This is a genomic window from Nocardia asiatica NBRC 100129, assembly GCF_000308415.1.
GTDB classification, from domain to species: domain Bacteria; phylum Actinomycetota; class Actinomycetes; order Mycobacteriales; family Mycobacteriaceae; genus Nocardia; species Nocardia asiatica.
Window position 1 is genome coordinate 13,888 of the sequence record NZ_BAFS01000187.1, and the last position, 16,571, is coordinate 30,458.

At 69.6% G+C, this 16,571-nt stretch carries 21 protein-coding genes and 1 tRNA gene; 6 read left to right on the forward strand and 16 right to left on the reverse strand.

Features of this window, described 5'->3' with window-relative positions; genetic code table 11:
• Positions 1-20: 20 nt before the first annotated feature.
• The 4 genes from ON27_RS17970 to ON27_RS17985 form a co-directional block, all read right to left on the reverse strand.
• On the reverse strand, positions 21-473 hold the full coding sequence (locus ON27_RS17970) for a flavodoxin family protein (protein ID WP_043728327.1): 453 nt from the start codon (positions 471-473) through the stop codon (positions 21-23).
• Between the two features lie 25 nt (positions 474-498).
• Positions 499-999 carry a hypothetical protein gene (locus ON27_RS17975; RefSeq protein WP_051046725.1) on the reverse strand — a complete coding sequence of 167 codons (501 nt, stop codon included), beginning with the start codon at positions 997-999 and terminating at the stop codon, positions 499-501.
• Between the two features lie 52 nt (positions 1,000-1,051).
• Positions 1,052-1,798: a 4-hydroxy-tetrahydrodipicolinate reductase gene (dapB, locus tag ON27_RS17980; RefSeq protein ID WP_043728330.1), complete on the reverse strand. Its 747-nt coding sequence runs from the start codon at positions 1,796-1,798 to the stop codon at positions 1,052-1,054.
• Between the two features lie 144 nt (positions 1,799-1,942).
• On the reverse strand, positions 1,943-2,389 hold the full coding sequence (locus ON27_RS17985; protein WP_051046726.1) for a winged helix DNA-binding protein: 447 nt from the start codon (positions 2,387-2,389) through the stop codon (positions 1,943-1,945).
• A 74-nt stretch (positions 2,390-2,463) separates the two neighbouring features.
• Here ON27_RS17985 and ON27_RS17990 point away from each other — a divergent pair, with 74 nt between their 5' ends.
• Positions 2,464-2,898: a MarR family winged helix-turn-helix transcriptional regulator gene (locus ON27_RS17990; RefSeq protein WP_043728333.1), complete on the forward strand. Its 435-nt coding sequence runs from the start codon at positions 2,464-2,466 to the stop codon at positions 2,896-2,898.
• Between the two features lie 53 nt (positions 2,899-2,951).
• Here the strand turns inward: ON27_RS17990 and ON27_RS17995 are convergent, their stop codons facing one another.
• Complete coding sequence (locus ON27_RS17995; RefSeq protein WP_043728335.1) at positions 2,952-4,064, reverse strand: alcohol dehydrogenase catalytic domain-containing protein; 1,113 nt, start codon at positions 4,062-4,064, stop codon at positions 2,952-2,954.
• Between the two features lie 158 nt (positions 4,065-4,222).
• On the opposite strand from ON27_RS17995, the gene ON27_RS18000 reads away from it, so the two are divergent.
• The 3 genes from ON27_RS18000 to ON27_RS18010 all read left to right on the forward strand — a co-directional run bounded on the left by ON27_RS18000 (position 4,223) and on the right by ON27_RS18010 (position 5,658).
• Positions 4,223-4,612, forward strand: a complete 390-nt coding sequence (locus ON27_RS18000; RefSeq protein WP_043728356.1) for a VOC family protein — start codon at positions 4,223-4,225, stop codon at positions 4,610-4,612.
• 72 nt (positions 4,613-4,684) lie between these two features.
• A complete protein-coding gene (locus tag ON27_RS18005) occupies positions 4,685-5,077 on the forward strand; it encodes a DUF4440 domain-containing protein (RefSeq protein WP_043728336.1) in 393 nt (130 codons plus the stop codon).
• Positions 5,078-5,211: 134 nt separating this feature from the next.
• Positions 5,212-5,658: a YbaB/EbfC family nucleoid-associated protein gene (locus ON27_RS18010; RefSeq protein WP_051046727.1), complete on the forward strand. Its 447-nt coding sequence runs from the start codon at positions 5,212-5,214 to the stop codon at positions 5,656-5,658.
• 82 nt (positions 5,659-5,740) lie between these two features.
• Here the strand turns inward: ON27_RS18010 and ON27_RS18015 are convergent, their stop codons facing one another.
• Entirely contained in the window at positions 5,741-6,229 is a 489-nt protein-coding gene (locus tag ON27_RS18015; protein WP_043728338.1) for an FBP domain-containing protein, read from the reverse strand.
• A gap of 190 nt (positions 6,230-6,419) precedes the next feature.
• On the opposite strand from ON27_RS18015, the gene ON27_RS18020 reads away from it, so the two are divergent.
• The gene (locus tag ON27_RS18020; protein ID WP_245559999.1) at positions 6,420-7,376 is read left to right on the forward strand and encodes a YihY/virulence factor BrkB family protein; all 957 of its coding nucleotides are present in this window, start codon (positions 6,420-6,422) and stop codon (positions 7,374-7,376) included.
• Positions 7,377-7,663: 287 nt separating this feature from the next.
• On the opposite strand, the gene ON27_RS42925 is transcribed toward ON27_RS18020, so the two are convergent.
• The gene (locus ON27_RS42925) at positions 7,664-7,813 is read right to left on the reverse strand and encodes a hypothetical protein (protein ID WP_157227223.1); all 150 of its coding nucleotides are present in this window, start codon (positions 7,811-7,813) and stop codon (positions 7,664-7,666) included.
• 372 nt (positions 7,814-8,185) lie between these two features.
• Here ON27_RS42925 and ON27_RS18025 point away from each other — a divergent pair, with 372 nt between their 5' ends.
• Positions 8,186-9,139 (forward strand): helix-turn-helix domain-containing protein, encoded by a 954-nt coding sequence (locus tag ON27_RS18025; RefSeq protein WP_043728341.1) that lies wholly within the window; start codon positions 8,186-8,188, stop codon positions 9,137-9,139.
• A gap of 26 nt (positions 9,140-9,165) precedes the next feature.
• On the opposite strand, the gene ON27_RS18030 is transcribed toward ON27_RS18025, so the two are convergent.
• The 9 genes from ON27_RS18030 to ON27_RS18070 all read right to left on the reverse strand — a co-directional run.
• Positions 9,166-9,987 carry an RNA polymerase sigma factor SigF gene (locus tag ON27_RS18030; RefSeq protein WP_043728343.1) on the reverse strand — a complete coding sequence of 274 codons (822 nt, stop codon included), beginning with the start codon at positions 9,985-9,987 and terminating at the stop codon, positions 9,166-9,168.
• Between the two features lie 160 nt (positions 9,988-10,147).
• Entirely contained in the window at positions 10,148-10,669 is a 522-nt protein-coding gene (locus tag ON27_RS18035; RefSeq protein ID WP_157227224.1) for an STAS domain-containing protein, read from the reverse strand.
• A gap of 131 nt (positions 10,670-10,800) precedes the next feature.
• Entirely contained in the window at positions 10,801-11,469 is a 669-nt protein-coding gene (locus tag ON27_RS18040; protein WP_051046728.1) for a PAS and ANTAR domain-containing protein, read from the reverse strand.
• Between the two features lie 424 nt (positions 11,470-11,893).
• Positions 11,894-12,889 (reverse strand): PfkB family carbohydrate kinase, encoded by a 996-nt coding sequence (locus tag ON27_RS18045; protein WP_051046729.1) that lies wholly within the window; start codon positions 12,887-12,889, stop codon positions 11,894-11,896.
• A 150-nt stretch (positions 12,890-13,039) separates the two neighbouring features.
• Complete coding sequence (locus ON27_RS18050; protein WP_051046730.1) at positions 13,040-14,272, reverse strand: glycosyltransferase; 1,233 nt, start codon at positions 14,270-14,272, stop codon at positions 13,040-13,042.
• Between the two features lie 125 nt (positions 14,273-14,397).
• The gene (locus ON27_RS18055) at positions 14,398-14,613 is read right to left on the reverse strand and encodes an Rv3202a family protein (protein ID WP_043728348.1); all 216 of its coding nucleotides are present in this window, start codon (positions 14,611-14,613) and stop codon (positions 14,398-14,400) included.
• A gap of 300 nt (positions 14,614-14,913) precedes the next feature.
• Positions 14,914-15,333 (reverse strand): Hsp20/alpha crystallin family protein, encoded by a 420-nt coding sequence (locus tag ON27_RS18060; protein ID WP_043728370.1) that lies wholly within the window; start codon positions 15,331-15,333, stop codon positions 14,914-14,916.
• Positions 15,334-15,620: 287 nt separating this feature from the next.
• A tRNA-Gly gene (locus ON27_RS18065) sits at positions 15,621-15,696 on the reverse strand.
• Between the two features lie 71 nt (positions 15,697-15,767).
• Positions 15,768-16,571, reverse strand: an 804-nt coding sequence (locus ON27_RS18070; protein ID WP_043728349.1) for an MFS transporter, incomplete at its 5' end; no start/stop codon positions are given.

Here is a 16,571-nt window from a genome sequence, read left to right on the forward strand (position 1 = left end):
GACACCAGAATTCGGGGGCCTCAGGCCATCAACCCCGCCGCGAGCGTGGCGCCCAGCTCCCAGCACCGTCGCAGGTCCTCCTTGCCGGGCGGACCGGAGACCACGACCGCGGCGGCGGCCTGCTCCCACCCCAGCCCGGTGGTCACGCTCGCCACGCCGCGCTCGGCGCCTTCGGTGCCTTCGTTGCCGTGCAGGTACAAGCCGTACGGACGACCGCGCGTGGAATCCAGGCACGGATAGTAGAAGGTGTCGAACGCGTGTTTGAGCGCACCGCTCATATATCCAAGGTTCGCCGGGCTGCCCAGCAAGTACCCGTCGGCGGCCAGCACGTCGGAGGCTGTGACGGCGAGCGCGGCGCGGCGGACCACCTCCACGCCTTCGATCTCGGGGTCGGTGGCCCCGGAGACGACGGCCTCGAACATCGCCTGCATATGCGGGGACGGCGTGTGATGGATGATCAGCAACCGGGCCACCCTGCGATGGTATCGGCCCGTTCGGTCAGCGGGTGTCGCGCTCGTGCCGTTCCAGCGCGACCGCGCGGCGCATGGTCTCGCGGGCTCTGGTGCGGTCACCCGCGTAGTCGTAGGCGCGTGCGAGGCGGTAGGAGACGCGCCAGTTGTCCGGGTCGGCTTCCCATTCCGCTTTGACCGTCGCGAACAACTCGTCGGCGGCCGCCCGTTCGATGCGGCCGGACGGCAGGCGCGGCAACTCGGCGGTGTCGAGCTCGAGACCTTCGTCGTGGATACGGCGCGCCAGGTGCTGATGCGCCAGGGCCGCGCGCACGGTGGCCACGACGATCCACACGCCCAGCAGCGGCAGGATCAGCACGCCCACGCCGATCACGATCGCCGCGACGTCACCGGAACCGATCAGGCTGAACGCGATCCGGCCGAGCAGCAGGAAATAGAAGCCGAGGACCAAGACGAGCGCTGCGATCAGGGCGACCACCTTGACGACTTCCCCGCCGTCCTTCCGATCGGACGGCTCCGAACCGCTCACGAGCGCGCACCGTTGCGGTCCGGCGACGCCGGGAGCGACAGCCGAGGCGCGCTCACAGGTCGAGGAACGGGTCGAGTCCGACGGTGAGGCCGGGGCGGTTCGCGATCTCCCGCACGCCGAGCAGCACACCGGGGGCGAACGAGGAGCGGTCGATCGAATCGTGCCGAATGGTGAGGGTCTCGCCCTGGGTACCGAACAGCACCTCTTGGTGGGCGACCAGACCGGCCAGGCGCACCGAATGCACTCGTACCCCGTCCACGTCGGCCCCGCGCGCGCCCGCCAGCTCGGTGGTGGTCGCGTCGGGACTGCGGTCCAGCCCCGCCTTGTCCCGGGCAGCCGCGATCAAGCCCGCCGTGCGATAGGCCGTACCGGAGGGCGCGTCCGCCTTGTTGGGGTGGTGCAGCTCGATGACCTCCACCGATTCGAAGAACCGGGCGGCCTGCTCGGCGAAGCGCATGGACAGCACCGCGCCGATCGCGAAGTTCGGCGCGATCAGCACGCCGACCTCCGGACGTCCGGCCAACCAGCCGCGCACCTGCGCCAAGCGGGATTCGTCGAACCCCGTGGTACCGACCACCGCGTGAATGCCGTGCTCGACCAGGAACCGCAGATTCCCCATCACCACGTCCGGGTGCGTGAAATCGACGACCACCTGTGTATTCGCGGCGGTGAACGAATCCAGCGAATCGTCCTTGTCGACCGCGGCGACCAGTTCCAGGTCCTCCGCCGCCGTCACCGCCGCGCAGATCGCCTGTCCGACTTTGCCACGCGCTCCGAGCACTCCGACCCGAATGGTCACCGCACCTCCTCGTTCCGCTTCGGTCCGGGATCAGCCTAGTGTGCCGGGCCGAGCCCATTCCCTCCGCCGCCCGGCTGGTCCAGCGGCAGCACCGACGCCGCCGCAGGCGCGGTCGTCCGCGGACGCGCCGGGCCGAGCGAAGCACTACCGCGACGGCTGTCGTTCGCCGACCTCCCGGCCCGGCGCGTCCGCGAGGTTCGCGGCCATCCGTTGCAGCGATCGCACTGTCGCGGCGAACTGCTCGTCGGTGATTCCGGCCGCCATCTGCCGCCTGCGCCGGGCGATCCGGGCGAAGGCCTCGTCGTGGGCGACGCGGCCCTTCTCGGTCAGCGACAAAACGCCCGCGTCGTCGGCGACCAACCCGGCCGCGACGAGTTCGGCCAGTTCGATGGGCCATTCGGAGTCGTCGGCCCAGAAGGCGTCGAGCGCTTCGCTGACCTCGTCGGCGCGCTGCGGGCCTTCCGCGAGGGAATGCACGGCCTGCCAGCGTCTGCGGCTGAACCCGCCCGCGGCGAGGTCTTCGTCGAAGCGCTGATTGATCAGTCGATCGAGTTCCACGAGCCAGTACCCGATGCCGCGCTGGATGGCCATCGCCGCTCCTATGTATGCAGTAATACAAGTACATGTACTATGACATATAAATTTCCGGCACGACAGGTGAGCGAATGGACGAGCACGATGCCGTCACCGTCGCCGTGGAAGCGGCGATGGTCCGGATCCGTCGCAGGCAGACGCGCGGCGCGCTGAGCGAGGGTGCGGTCCCTGTTGCGGTGTTCGGTGTCCTGGACGCTGTGGCCGGCGGCGTGGCCGACACCGTGGGCGCACTCGCTCCCGCCCTCGGTGTCGACCAGCCGAGGGCGAGCCGCCTGGTGGCGCGAGCGGTCGCTGCCGGACTGCTGGAACGCGTCGCCGATCAGCGCGACGGACGACGTTCGGTCCTGCGCCCCACCGCCGCGGGGCGCCGAGCCTCGGCCGAGGCCGCGGCACGACGTCGCACCGCCATGGCCGCCGCGATGGCGGATTGGACTCCCGCCGAACGCGCCGACTTCGCCCGCCTGCTCGAACGGTTCGTCGAGAAGATGGACCGGCCCGCCGGCTGAGCGGCCCGCCGACCGCCCGCGCAGCCCCCTCGGTCACGGCCGCCGGGGTCGGCTCAGTCGAAGACGATGACCTGGCGCAAGGCGTGGCCCGCGGCGAGTTCGTCCATGGCGCGGTTGATCTCGTCCAGACCGATGTGCGCCGACACGAGCCGCTCCACCGGTAGCCGTCCCGCCCGCCACATGCGGACGTACTCGGGAATGTCCCGGGACGGCACGGCCGAGCCGAGGTAGCTGCCGACGATGGAACGCCCCTGGGCGACCAACGCCAAGGGCGAGACAGCGGCGCGGGCGTCGGGAGCGGGCAGTCCGACGGTGACGGTGGTGCCACCGGGCGCGGTCGCCGCCACGGCGGTCTCGAAGGCGCGCACGTTGCCCGCGGCCTCGACCACCACCTCGGCCTGCACGTCCAGCTCGGCGACCTCCGCCGGGGTGTACGCCGCGTGCACTCCCAATTCCCGCGCGAGCGCGAGCTTTTCCGGAACTGTGTCGACCGCGACCACCTCGTGTCCCTCCGCGGCGAGCGACAACGCGACCAGCACCGCCGCCATACCGACGCCGCCCAGACCGACGACCATGATCCGGTCCCCGGTTCCCGGCCGCGCCGAATTCAGCAGGGCGCCACCGCCGGTCAGCACCGCACAACCGAGGACGGCCGCTACTTCCGGGGGCACGTCGTCGTCGACGGGGACCACCGACCTGCGATCCACCACCGCGTGCGTGGCGAAGGCGGAAACGCCCAGGTGATGGTGTACCTCGGCGCCCGCGCGAGACAACCGGCGCCCGCCGTTGAGCAATTCGCCCGCGTTGTTGGCCACGCTGCCGGGCACACACGGCGTGCGGCCGTCGGTCGCGCAACCCGCGCATTCGCCGCAGCGCGGCAGGAAGGTCATGACCACGCGCTGCCCGACCGCGATGTCGCCGTCACCGGGACCGGCCGCAAGGACTCGCCCCGCGGCTTCGTGGCCCAGCAGCATGGGCACCGGCCGGACCCGATTGCCGTCCACCACGGACAGATCCGAATGGCACAGCCCCGCCGCCTCGATCCGAACCAGCAGTTCACCCGGCCCCGGCTCGCGCAACTCCAGATCGCATACGGTGAGCGGCGCCGATTCGGCGAACGGCGCCGGCGCCCCGATCCGCTCCAGGACTGCTCCACGAATCTTCATTCCGCCGACGCTACCGCCCGCACCGGTCGGGCACACCCGCCCGGGACTGGCGCGGGCCCGCGGGCGGTGTTAGGTTGGCCGAACGTGACGGTGCTCCCGTTGGCCGCCTTGTACCGAGCCCGGGGTCGGGATCGTCACGTCCCAGAGGAGAAACTCCACTGTCCGTACGATTCGATCACACCATCGTCGGTTGCCACGATCATCGCGTTTCCGCCGCCTTCTGGGCGGACATCCTCGGCCTGGAAGTCGGAACGCCATGGGGACCGTTCATCCCGGTCTCACTACCCGGCGGCGTCACCTTCGACTTCGCGAACGTCCCTGCGCAGGTCACCGACATCCAGCCGCAGCACTACGCGTTCTTGGTCTCCGAGACGGAATTCGACGCGGCCTACGCCAAGATCCAGCGTGATCGCCTGGACCATTGGGCCGATCCGCAGCAGCGGCGCCCCGGCGAGATCAACCACAACGACGGCGGTCGCGGCGTCTACTTCCTCGACCCCAGCGGTCACTTCCTGGAGTTGATCACCGTCCCGTACGGCGGCTGGTGATCGCACTTCCCCACCGGAGCCGGAGATCCCGGCCTCGACGGTGACGGCGGCGGTCGGCGTAGCATGCCGCGAATGGATGTCGATCTGGTCGGCGCGGTCGAGCGGTTGCATGCCGACCTCGCGACGTGGCTGGGGTCGCAGGCGCGCGCCGAGGTATTCGAGCGGTTCGCGGCGGCGCAGCACGAGCGGTTCAGCATGGTGACGACCGGTGGCGAAGTGCTGGGGCGCGACGCGCTGATCGCGAGTCTCCGCGGCGCGCGAAATGCCGTGCCGGGTCTGGTCATCGAGGTGTCCGACGTCGAAGAACTCCTGCGGTCCGGCGGCGTCGCGGTGGTGCGTTTCCTGGAGACGCACCGGGCGGCCGGAAACGTCACGCGCCGTCGGGTGACAGCCGTGTTGACCACCGACGACCCGGAGGCGGTCCGCTGGCTGACGGTGCACGAAACCGACGCAGCGCCGTCCTGACCATTCCCAGGACGGGGACGCGTGCGCCGCGGGCGGTCCCGGACAATCTGTCTTGAACTTCGGACTCGGGCGGTGTCACGTCTCTGTGCGATCGATAGTCCGGGAACGACGCGGACGCGAGGAGGCCGGAGCCGATGGATCGGTGGGAACGCGACGGGCTGCGCGCGACCAACAGCGGGATCCGCAACCAGGTGGACCACATCCTGGATGCGCTCGCCGAGCAGCGCACCCACCTGCGCCAGGTGCGTGAGCGGCTGTCGGCGGTGCGGTGCACGGCGGAGTCGGCCGACAAGTTGGTGGGAGTGACAGTGGACACCGCGGGCGTTCCCGTCGACGTGCGATTCGCCCCGGCGGCCCTGCGCCGCACACCGGAACAGCTGGGCCGCGCGGTCACCGAAGCGTGCCAGGAGGCGGCGCGGCTGGCCCGCGAACAGCACGCGGCGATCATCGCCGTGATCACCGACGACGCGGAAGCGATACCCGATCTGCCCGACCTGGTTCCCGGCGCTCCGAGCCTGCGGGAAGTGTGGGAATCCACGCCGGAAAACGGCAGCCGAGCCGACTCGGCGCGTGAGAGATAGGGCCACCCCGAGCGCTCTCGGCTGGCTCGGGGTGGCGAGTCGTGCGTGCGGCGCGGCGGCTGCCCGAGGGATGGGCGTGTGATCAGGCGTAGAGCTTCGCGAGGAACGCGGTGATGTTCTCGCGCACCCGCTCGATCTTCTCGTCGGGCGTGAGGTCTTCCCGGTACCGGCTTCCGAGCGCGGGCCGCTTCTTGTTGCGCGCATACAGCGAGCAAGCGAGATCGGTGCACATGTAGGTGCCGACCGAGTTTCCTCGGCGCCCGGATTCCCCGGCTTTGTGCGCGGTCATCAGCGAGACCCCGCCGCCGGTATGGGTGGTCAGGCAGATCGTGCACATCTGCGCCCGGCCGGTGCCGCCGGTGGCGTAGCGCAGGGCGACGCCGACCAGGCGGTCCTCCTGCGGGACGACCAGATAGCCCCGCCCGGGCAGGGAGGGATCGCTCCAGCCCAGGAAGTCCAGCTCGGTCCAAGGCCGCTCGTCGAGGTCGCGCGGCACGGGCAGCCGTTTGGCGTCTCCTTTCGAGCAGTTGACGAACGACGACCTGATGTCGCGTTCGGTGACGGGTTCCATGGTCGGATCTCCTTCGGTCGATGGGTGGGCAAACCGCAGCGACGTTACGGTCCGGTCGTTGCCGGGACAACGGATTTTCCTGGTGCTGTCCATTGCCCCCGGCACGTCGCCGGCACCTCGAAAACCGCTGCCACGGCGTGGTTTCGAGTCGGACAGGCCGGGTATCCGGCCGCAGCGGGAGGTGTGCCGGGTGGCGGAGAACGGACAAAAGAGATCCACGGCTGGACGGCGGCTGCGCGGGCCCGCGGACCTGCCGGGCCGGTCGTGGTGGGGCGTGGTGAAACGGTCGATCCGCGAATTCCAGGAGGACAATCTCACCGACTGGGCGGCCTCCCTGACGTATTACAGTGTGCTGTCGCTGTTTCCGGGGCTGATCGTGCTCACCGCGGGGCTGGGCATGCTGGGGCGCGACGACACCGGCGCATTGGTCGACACCATTCGCCAGATCGGGCCGGGCAGCGGGACGGACCTGCTGGTCGACGCGGTCGACGACGTGCGCGAAGCACAGGCGCCGGCCGGGCCGCTGGCCTTGCTCGGACTGGCCTCCGCGCTGTGGACCGCGTCGGCCTACATCGGGGCGTTCATGCGCGCGAGCAACGCCATCTACGACATCGAGGAAGGGCGGCCCGCCTGGAAGACCGTGCCGGTGCGGGTGGCCCTGACCGCCGCGGTGGTCGCCCTGCTGGGCGTCTGCACCGCGGGCGTCGTGATCAGCGGTTCAGTGGCCGACCATGTCGGCCGGTGGCTCGGGTTCGGGCAGGTCGCGATCACCGCCTGGGGCATCGCCAAGTGGCCGGTGATGATGGCGCTGATCAGCCTGGTCTTCGCGCTCCTGTACTGGGCCGCGCCGAACGTGCGGCAGCCGGGATTCCGGTGGCTGACGCCGGGCAGCGCGCTGGCCGTGCTGCTCTGGGCGGCAGCGTCCTGGGGATTCGCGTTCTACGTCAGCCACTTCGGCTCCTACAACCGGGTCTACGGCTCCCTCGGTGGCGTCGTCGTCTTCCTCGTGTGGCTTTGGATCTCGAATATCGCTGTGTTGCTGGGCGCGGAGGTGGACGCCGAGCTGGCGCGAGCACGCAGCATCGCCCACGGCCACCCGGAAGAGGCCGAGCCCTACCTTCCGCCGCGCGACGATCCCGACGACTGATGAGGGCGGACAACCGATCCCGTGGGCGGTCCCGAGCAGTGCGCGCGGGACCACCACATTCGTTTGAGGGTGGCCGGTCGCGGTAACCGAAGCCCGTCTGGATCGGCAGTTTCGGCTCGCCGACGGACTGGCCGATCTGATGGGCGAGATGAGTTCCGCTCATCCCGACCTGCGGCGGCACCGCCGGGAACTCGCCGAGGCCGTGGGGCTCGAGGACCGGGAAAGCGCGGGTTGACGAACGCGCGGCCGGCGGCGCGGTGCACCGCCGGCCGCGTGCGGCCGTTTCGTCACCGGCGATCGGCTTCGGCGTCCTTGTCCGCGGCGCGCATCGCTTCGGCGAGTTCACCGCGCAGACGCTCGGCGGTCGTCTCGTCGCCTGCGTCCTCGGCGGTGGTGATGTCCTGCCGCAGTTGCGCGATCGTGTCCTGCAATGCCATGAGACCTCCCTCGTCAAGTTGCCGGACGGCTTCGTTATGGGGCGGCCATCCGCCCCTCCCCGTCAGGGTGGCCGCTGGAGCGAGGACGAAACACGCCGGACCGTGCGAGCGGTCGGAAACCCAAGAGAAGCTTCGTCTTCTCGATCGCACAGCGAACGTTGCGAGATTGAACCGGAGGGAAACCGGGTAACCAAAAACATGACGTGTCGGGGATTCCTGTCGCCGTCGCCTCACGGAATACCGACCGGGTGGCCACTTATTGCCGAAAAGACGGTTGTGACCAGTCCGAACGCTGAGCACAGCCGCTCGGCCAACACCCTTACGACGTGCCGGGCGGGATGCCGTATCCGAAAGAGCAGGAGTGTCACGCCGATGGAGTCATTCGCTTTTCGCAGCGACAGCTTGAGTGACACCGAGGAATTCCTCAACGTGACCTACACCACGATGCGGATCGGCAACAGCGCCGGAACACCGGTCCGCGCGAGCGTCACCCGGGATGTGCTGGGTCCCGTCAGCCTGGACGAGTTCGAATTGGGCTTCGACATGAGCTACGACGCGCAGCCCTTGCGCAAGATATGCCTGTGCCGGGTGGAATCGGGCGCGATCGAAGAGCATTATCGCGACGTCGGCACCGACTACTTCCACCCCGGAGATGTCGGTGTGCTCACGCCCCCCGACCTGCCGTATTCCGGGGTGATCCACCATGCCCGCTACAGCATCACGATGTTCGACCCGGATCTGCTCACCAGGGTGGCGGCCACGAGCCCCGATCACGACCTGGAACCGGTCCGTTTGACCGGTCACCGGCCGGTTTCCACCGCGGCCGCCGGGCACCTGTCCCGGGTGCTGGAGCACCTGGGCGACCTCGCCGCCGACCGCGTGGCCCGCGAGCAACCGCTGATCACCTCCACCGCCGCGCAGTACCTGGCCGCCAGCGTGCTGCACGCCCTGCCCAGCACCGCGCACACCGATCCGACGGCGGGCGACCGCAACGACGCCCATCCCGAGACGGTGCGGCGCGCGCTGGCCTACCTCGAGTCACATGTCCGCGACGACATCGCCGTCACCGATATCGCCGCGGCCGCGTACGTCACCGTCCGCGCCCTGCAGTTGGCGTTCCGGCGCCACCTCGGCACCACGCCCATGGCGTATCTGCGGCGGCTGCGCCTGCGCGGCGCGCACGAGCAACTGCGCGACTGCTCGCCCGACGACGGGCACACGGTCACCTCGATCGCCACGGCATGGGGTTTCGGCCATCCCGGACGCTTCGCGACCACTTACCGCGAGGCGTACGGCAGGACCCCGTTGACGACGCTCAACGCCTGATCCGGCGGATGCGCACCCTGCGGTGATCAGTCGCGCATGGCGCGCTCCCGGAGGTCGGCGATGGTTCGCGACAGAACGCGGGAGATGTGCATCTGGGAGACACCGAGCACTTCGGCGATCTGCGCCTGCGTACGCCCCTCGAAGAAACGCATGCGCAGTACCTGCCGCTCCCACTGCGGCAGTTCGGCGAGCAGAGGTGCGACGGCCAGTGCCTCTTCGGTCAGTTCATAGGAGGGGTCCTCTTCGCCGAAGGTCTCCGCGACCCGGACCGATGTTCCGCCGGTGTCGTCGTCCTCGACGACCGCGTCGATGGAGTTGGTGGAGTAGGCGTTGCCCGCCAGCAGCGCCTGCGTGACCTCGAGCAGATCGACGTTCAGCTCCACGGCGATCTCCAAGGCGGTGGGCATCCGTTCCAGGCGCTGGCAAAGCCTTTCCACGGCGGGGCCGATGGTCAGCTGGATCTCCTTGGTCCGGCGCGGCACCCGAACGGCCCAGCTGTGGTCCCGGAAGTGGCGGCGCACCTCGCCCATGATGGTCGGGACCGCGAACGACAGGAACGACGGTCCACGAGCCGGGTCGAAGCGGTCCACCGCGAGCACCAGCCCGACCGCGGCGATCTGGTACAGGTCGTCGTAGTTCTCCCCTCGACCGACGAAACGGCGGGCGATGTGCTCGGCCAGCGGCAAGCACCGGCGCACGATCGTTTCCCGCAGCCGCGGGCGTTCGGGGTCGTCGTCGTCCATCGCGCACAGTTCCGCGAGCCACGGTTCGATGCCGTCGTAGCTGTCGGTTCCGCGGCGCGGCCGCCGCGGGACAGCGGTCCTGGGGTTCGTGGTCGTCGATGCCATGAGTTCCTCGATTCGCCTTCACCTGCGGTCGACACGCTCACGAGGTGGTGAACGAAGCGACGATCGCCGAATACCGCCCGACGACAATGTCAAGCGGTAGCGGGCAGGTTTGTTCGTATGGTGGACGGCCGACGGTGTGAACGGTCGTTGTCGACGCCGCTCATCTCGGCTCGGCGTCGCTGAGATCCGCCACCGGAGCAGTGCGGTCGATGATTCGCGTGCGCGCGGGCACCGCGTCGTTTCCCGGACCGTCTTCGGTCCGCTCGAGTACGTGTTCCGGTCGCACGGCCCCGCATGAGCGGCGCTCGCGCGGTGGCTCTACGGCGTGCGGCGCTGGCGCCCGGCACGCGACGATCGGCACGTTCTCCCGCACCGCCAGCACGTCCACGATTCGCGGCACCGGGCCGTCGTCCGGCACGGTCATCCGGACGGTGACGCCCGCTCGCGCAACGCGTTCCGCCAGCCGCAACACCGCGCGAACGCCCGCGCAGGACAGGAAACCCACCCCGCAGAGGTCGACGATGACCGAAGGAGGGAACGATTCTGCGTCACAGTGATTTTGGACGGTCTCGGCCATCACCGCGAACCAGCCGTCGGCGTTTGCCGCGTCCACTTCACCATACGTGAGCAGGACGATCCCGTCGCTCGTCCGGATGGTCTCCACGCCGTACCGACAGGACATGCACACCTCCGGCGGCGGGTTTCGGGCACGAGGCCGCGCACCTTCGAGCATTTCAATAGTCGCGGACCGGTGTCAGTGCGGCAGACGAAGCCGGTCGATCCGTCGATCCGAAAAACGAAGTCGCCGCATGATCACTCCTGGGGTATCCGTTGGTGAACCGTGAGCAGGATGTGGTCGAACGTGGCGACCAGGTCCGCCGGCGGGGGCGGCACGAGGGGAAGTTCGGTGAGCAACTGCTGCGCCAGCGCGCGCAGCTTGGTGTTGGTCTCCTGGGACCGCCACCGCAGCACCTGGAAGGCTTGTTCGGCGCTGATCTGGTAGATGCGCATGAGCACCCCCTTCGCCTGCTCGATCACCGCGCGATTCTCGTAGAGGCCGGGCAAAGTCGCGGCGAGCACGGCCTGGTGGGCCTCCTCCAGAGCGCCGGAGAGATCGATGTAGAAGCCGGAGGTGCCGACGGGGGCGCCGGTGTCGTCCAGAATGCGGTCGGCGACGACGAGCACGGTGTGTTCCTGGTCGGACAGGTCGATGAACCGATGCCGGCTGGAGAAGGGTTCGCCGTGGGCGATGGCGCGAGTGATCGTCTCGGCCACGTGGATGCGGTCGTCGGGATGTTTGTGCGCCAGCAGCAGTTGGGTCGTCGGTTCTATCTCGCCCGGCCGATAGCCGTGCATGCGGTACACCTCGGCGGACCACTCCCAGCGACGGGTCGCGAACCAGAACCGGAAACTGCCGACCGTGGGTTGCCCGGCAGGCGGCGAGCCGGTGGCGGACGTGCACGGCCGCGTGCGCTGAGTCATGGATGCGATGCCTCTCCAACGGACAAGGGCTTGCGGCCGCGCGAGCATCAGGACCGGCGCATCCCTTGCGGGCAGCGCACGGCCGTGCACGCGTTCGACCGGAATATCCGCTGTTGACTCAACGGCCGGCGCACGGACACATCGTGTCGGAGCCGGTGATTTGCCGACTCAGTATGCCACTCGCGTTCGGATCAGGCAGGCCAGACGCTGGGGACGGCCTGAAATCAGTTGCCGAGCTTGTTTTCCGGCACACCGGGTCACTGGGATGCCGTTGCGACCGATAGCGCGACGGGTTCTCGAACCCCGATCGAATACGCGCGCAACGGAACTCACGTACACGCGAGCGCGGTCACCTCCTGCCGCGGCACCGGGGCGGCGGCCGCAGGCGCGAGCGCGCAGATAAGCGAGTCGGCGAGCGATGGTTTCACGCCCACCGGCTGTCCCACGCGGTTGCCGATTCGGAGAGGACCGATTCGGACTCCGAGAACATCTCGACGGCGCCGGAGCCGACGAACTCGGCCGCCGCGATCACCGCACGGCGTGCCGCGCTTTCCGGTGTACTGCCCGAGCCCAGCAGCCCCGCCGCGGCGGCGGCGAAACTGTCGCCCGCGCCGGAGGTGTCACATCCGTCGGGCGTCTTCACCTCGGCGGGCACCGGGATGCGCAGGCGTTTGCCGGACGCACGCAGGCAGACGAGAGCGCCCTCCGATCCGAGGGTCACCGCGATCGCTTCCACGGCCCACCCTTTGACGAGCTTCCACAGCTCCGGTCCCTCGTCGAGCAGGCCGGACAGCCGCTCGAGCGCTTCCGCCCGGCCGGGGGTGACCAGAGCGGCGCCCGGAATCGGGACCGGCCCACGCGGATGGGGATCCCAGACGACCGGGACGTGCGCGGCACGGGCGCGCAGCAACGCACGGATCTGCGGGTGGGCCGCGACGCCGCGGCCGTAGTCCGAGACCAGCACCGCGTGCGCCGCCGCGACCACGGCCCGCGCCTCGTCGGGCAGCGGGTCCGCGCCGACTCGTCCGGTACCGGAATCCACTCTGGTGATCAGGACGGGCCGCCGCAGTTGCTCGGCTTTGCGGTGCCCGTTCGCGCCGGCCCACGGGCCGACCGCGCGCACCCGTTGCTTGCAGACGGTGGAACCGCGCTGGGGCAGCGCGATGACCCGAACGTGCCGATCCAGCAGCCGGCGCAGCCGTAGGGCCGCCTCGTCGGCGGCGAAACCCGCGATGAGCACCACCTCCCGGTGGTCCGTCGCGGCGAGCCTGGCCGCCAGTGCGGCGCCACCCGGCCGGAACGTCCGGTTCGCGACGTCCACGACCGGAGCCGCCGATTCCGGGCTGCATCGGTCGGCCCGGCCGTCGACATCGATGTCGAGCAGCGCGTCGCCGATCACGACGAGCGGACCGCCCGTCACGGTAGCTCGTCCCTGCTCGGCACACCTGTCCGCGCACCCGCCCCTGCGGTGGCTCGATCGGCGGTCACGGCCGAGAGTTCTCGGTGGACGGACCGGCCACCGGATTCGCATCGGTGATCACGGCGCCGAGGTTCCGTGCCGTTCGCCGGTTCACGTCGCTCCTTCCGGCGTCACCGGCGGCACGCCGGCAGACCTCGTGCCACGGACGGGACGATCGGAGGCGATGGCTTGGTAGGTGCCCAGCGTCCGGACGCCGATCCGGTCCCAGGAATAGCCGCGGCGGACCCGGCGCAGTCCCGCCCTCCCCCAAGTCTCGCGCAGGATCGGGTCGTCGAGCAGCGGGCGGACCGCCGCGGCCACCGCCTCCGGCGTGGCGGGTGCGACCAGACGTCCGGTCGTCCCGTCGCAGACGGTGTCGAGCAGGCCGCCCACGGCGGTGGCGACCACCGGCTTGCCACACGCCATGGCCTCGAGCGGCACGATGCCGAAGGGCTCGTACCAGGGCGTGCACAGCACCACGTCGGCCGAGCGCAGCAGTCCCGGCATCGCCGTGTGCGGGACGTGTCCGATCAGCCGTACCCGCCCGGCCACACCGCGCTCGGCGGCGACACCGGCAAGGCGGCGGATCTCCGGATCGTCACCCGACTCGCCCCCAGCGATGATCAGCTCGGTGTCGGGCAGCTGGGCGAGAGCCGCGATCGCGAGGTCGAAACCCTTACGCCGCACCATCCGTCCCACGGAGACCAGCCGATGCGCCCGGCCGCGCCGATCGGCGGGTCCGCCCGGGGTGAAGCGTTCCAGATCCACGCCGCACGGCACCACCGAGATCCGGGTACGCGGCACACCCATCCCGGACAGCTCACCCACCTCGTCCGAGCAGGTGGCCACCACATGCGCGGCGCGGTGGGCGATGATCCGCTCGATCGGGATCCGCGCGGGCGGACTGGTGTCCGCCGTGCCCTGGTAGCGCCGCTTGACGCAGCCGAGGGCATGGAAGGTCACCACGAGCGGGATCGCCAGCTGCCGCGCCGCCGGTTCGGACGCCACGCCCGACATCCAGAAATGGGCGTGCACCAGGTCGGGCCGCTCACGGGTCCAGCAGTCGCGCAGGAAGGCGCAGAACTCGCCCAGGAACGGGACGATCTCGTCTTTGGGCACCGGGTGCGGCGGACCGGCCGGGACGTGGACGACTCGGTACCCAGCGCCGGTCATGACTTCGCGCTCGGCGTGGGAGCCGTCGTGTCTGGTGTAGACCGTCACGTCGTGCCCGTGCCGTGCCATCGCGGCCGACAGTTCGGCCACGTGGACGTTCTGGCCACCGGCGTCGACACCGCCGAGTTCGGCGAGCGGGCTGGCGTGGTCGGACACCATGGCGATCTTCACTGCTGGCTCCGTTCGTCGCGGACGACTGGATCGAGTAGCGCAGTAGCCGATCGGGCCGCACCGCGACAGCCCGCCACCTGCTGAGATGCCCTGGTCGCCCGCGCCGAAACATCAGTCGCGGAAAATCAATAGGCGAGCGGGTATTCGTCGTCGGGCAGCGGGGTATGGACGGCTTGTTCGAATCGGTCGACTCCGTCGGCGTGGTCGAAGGCGTCCCGGATACGTTCGGCCAGCGGTGTGAGGGCTGTGGAGTCGATTCCGGCGTGCTCGCGGCGGTCGGCAGGCAACTGCTGTTCGAGGCGGTCGGCGGTGCTACCGGCGGGAATCGTCGAGGTGTTCACGGTTGTCCTTCCTCATTTCAGGCCGTCGCGGATACGGAGCCGCGGGCCCGGACGTCGTTGCCGGGCCCGCGTCGGAAGAGAGTGACGTGACGTTTGGATCGGTCCGGGCATCACCTGCCTTTCATCGGTCGTGTCTGCGGGTGCTCTGCTGTGCCCGTGCGAAGGACCGTGTTCGCGGGTGACCGGGTACGCCGGCCACGTGCGGTGACTGATCACGGGAGAACCCCAACGCGGTGACTCGCTCGGGGCACGGGTCGGTGGGAGCCGGTGGATACCGGAACGTGCCGAGTCGATGGGCGGTCAGGCGTCGATCACCTTGTGGCCGTCCCCGCGGGCGACCTGGATCTTCCGGGGCTTCGCCCGCTCCGCGACCGGGATCCGCAAGCGCAGCACGCCGTCGGTGTAGTCGGCGCTGATGTGCTCGGCGTCGAGTCCGTCACCGAGGAACACCTGGCGGCTGAACACGCCACGGGACCGCTCGGCCGCGATCACTTCCCGACCGGAATCCAGCGCCGGACGCTCCGCGCGCACAGTGAGCACGTTGCGTTCGATGTCCAGGTCCAACGAGCCCGGATCGATACCGGGCAGATCGAGTTCGACCACGAACTGCTCGCCTTCGCGCCAAGCATCGATCGGCATGACCGCGGGGCGCGCCGAGGTGCCGAGCACCTGTTGGCTGAACCGGTCCAGATCACGGAACGGGTCGGTACGCATCAACATGGTCGCCACCTCCAACGCACGCCGTTCGGCTCGGTAGTCGAGATAACCTATGTCAATTCAGACAGATTTCTTATAGCATCATCCAGAAACCGATGCAAGACCCTGACAGAGGTAATCTACGCACAGCGGATCATGCGAGTAACCGAAGAGCCGGCGACGCGATCACATCCCGGTCGAGAGGCAACTTCGCGCCGCGAACCCACCGCTCAGTGATCGCACAGCGAGGTGAACCGGTTCCGGAGTGAATCGTTCAGGAGGAGTCCGGCCGATACGGCCGGAAGATTTCGTGGAGCGGATGACGGGATTCGAACCCGCGACCCTCACCTTGGCAAGGTGATGCGCTACCAGCTGCGCTACATCCGCACTCGCTTCACGGCGTCCGTGTTGCGACACAGAACATTAGCGGACACGCGCGGCAAAAAGCCAATCGCCGCTCATGCCGTCCGGTTGCGGCGCAGGCCCAGACCGGCCGCGATCAGGCACGCCAGCGCGACCACACCGACGAACCAGGGGAACACGGCGCTCAGCCCCCACGTGGTGGCGGCCCACCCGGCCAGGATGGTGGGCAGCGCCATCGCCGAGTAGGCCAGCAGGTAGTACGCGGACATCGTCTCGCCGCGCTTGTGCTGCGGCACCACCTCCGACAGGTGCCGCAGCGAACCGCCGAAACCGAGTCCGAAGGTCGCTCCGAGGGCGACACCCGCGGCCAGCACCGCGATCCAGTGGTGCGTGGCCAGGGCGGGGACGGTCAGCAGCAGGGCCAGCGCCATACCGGTGTCGCCGAGGATCGCGGCCCGTCGGGCCGGCACGCCGGTGGCGAACAGTTGCGCGGTGGCGCCCGACAGCGCCGTGGAAGCGACGACGGCGCCGCCGAAGACCAGATTGTGGATGCCGGTCTGCTGCGCGGCCAGCGAGGGGTACAGCGACAGCAGCACGCCCAGCACCGACCAGGCCGCCATCACGCCGATGGCCGAGAACCAGAAGTCGGCGCGGATCTCCTGCGGGACCGCGGGTTTCGCGATCCGTATGCGTCCGGCCACCCGTGCGGAGTGCGGTTCGCGCAGGGCGAGCACGCCGACGCCGATCGCCAGGCAGACGACGGTGATCACGACATAGGGGGTGCGCAGCGGATGCGGCGCGTACTGGGCCAGCAGCGCCGAACCCAGGATGGCAACGGCCATCCCGACATTGAACGCGACGCCGCTGAGCTGCCCGGACCGCGCGCCGCGATGCGGGCG

Bases quoted from the DNA above. Each gene is read 5' to 3' on its own strand.
- ON27_RS18015 (WP_043728338.1), bottom strand. From the start codon at position 6,229: ATGGAACCCGTCACCGAACGCGACATCAGGTCGTCGTTCGTCAACTGC.
- ON27_RS18030 (WP_043728343.1), bottom strand. From the start codon at position 9,987: ATGGCATCGACGACCACGAACCCCAGGACCGCTGTCCCGCGGCGGCCG.
- ON27_RS17985 (WP_051046726.1), bottom strand. From the start codon at position 2,389: ATGGCCATCCAGCGCGGCATCGGGTACTGGCTCGTGGAACTCGATCGA.
- ON27_RS18010 (WP_051046727.1), top strand. From the start codon at position 5,212: ATGGATCGGTGGGAACGCGACGGGCTGCGCGCGACCAACAGCGGGATC.
- ON27_RS17995 (WP_043728335.1), bottom strand. From the start codon at position 4,064: ATGAAGATTCGTGGAGCAGTCCTGGAGCGGATCGGGGCGCCGGCGCCG.
- ON27_RS17990 (WP_043728333.1), top strand. From the start codon at position 2,464: ATGGACGAGCACGATGCCGTCACCGTCGCCGTGGAAGCGGCGATGGTC.
- ON27_RS18040 (WP_051046728.1), bottom strand. From the start codon at position 11,469: ATGACTCAGCGCACGCGGCCGTGCACGTCCGCCACCGGCTCGCCGCCT.
- ON27_RS18005 (WP_043728336.1), top strand. From the start codon at position 4,685: ATGGATGTCGATCTGGTCGGCGCGGTCGAGCGGTTGCATGCCGACCTC.
- ON27_RS18025 (WP_043728341.1), top strand. From the start codon at position 8,186: ATGGAGTCATTCGCTTTTCGCAGCGACAGCTTGAGTGACACCGAGGAA.
- ON27_RS18060 (WP_043728370.1), bottom strand. From the start codon at position 15,333: ATGTTGATGCGTACCGACCCGTTCCGTGATCTGGACCGGTTCAGCCAA.
- ON27_RS42925 (WP_157227223.1), bottom strand. From the start codon at position 7,813: ATGGCATTGCAGGACACGATCGCGCAACTGCGGCAGGACATCACCACC.
- ON27_RS18035 (WP_157227224.1), bottom strand. From the start codon at position 10,669: ATGTCCTGTCGGTACGGCGTGGAGACCATCCGGACGAGCGACGGGATC.